The organism is Aminobacter sp. P4_D5, from assembly GCF_056401815.1.
In genome coordinates this window covers 1-536 of sequence record NZ_JBFUIP010001302.1, presented here as the reverse complement: position 1 = coordinate 536, position 536 = coordinate 1, and the positions used below count along the sequence as shown (strand labels likewise).

2 pseudogenes are annotated in these 536 nt (G+C 72.2%); both read left to right on the top strand.

Annotated features, from left to right (window positions below):
* A pseudogene (locus AC1DWF_RS38065) lies at nt 1-266 on the top strand (hypothetical protein); the annotation flags it as partial.
* A pseudogene (locus AC1DWF_RS38060) lies at nt 263-536 on the top strand (maleate cis-trans isomerase family protein); the annotation flags it as partial. The pseudogenes AC1DWF_RS38065 and AC1DWF_RS38060, both read left to right, overlap by 4 nt.

Here is a 536-nt window from a genome sequence, read left to right as displayed (position 1 = left end):
GCACGGACACGGATGGCGTGGTCGGCCCGACGGCGCAGACGCTCTGGCTCATGGACAATGCCGGCACGCGTCCGATCTATGGCGCGGCGCGGGCGGCCGGGATCGGTGGCGCCGCCGCCTCGCCGGACGGCCAGGTCATTTTCACCATCGCGCGCCGGCCGGGCGCGGAGCGGGGCGCGAGTTTCGACCGCCCCTCCACGCGCTGGCCGGAATTCGAGCCGGGCGTGCCGCCGCGCTCCGCCCTGCTCTCGCTCGCGCGCGGATGAACCTCAGCGGCGGCAGGATCCTCGCCACCATCACGCCCTCGGGCAACACGGTGGTGGAGGCGGTGACGCAGGCTCTGCTGCGCGACCGGCTGGACGTGCTGCCCATCTTTTCCCGGATCCCCGTCCATGGCGGGCGCGACCCGTTTCCCGACAGCTATGACCTCGAAGGCATGCTCCGGGCGGCCGAGTTGCTGAGCCACGCGAAGCCGGACGTGATCGTCTGGAATGGCAGCAAGGGCGGCGTGATCGGCCTGCATCACGACCGCGACC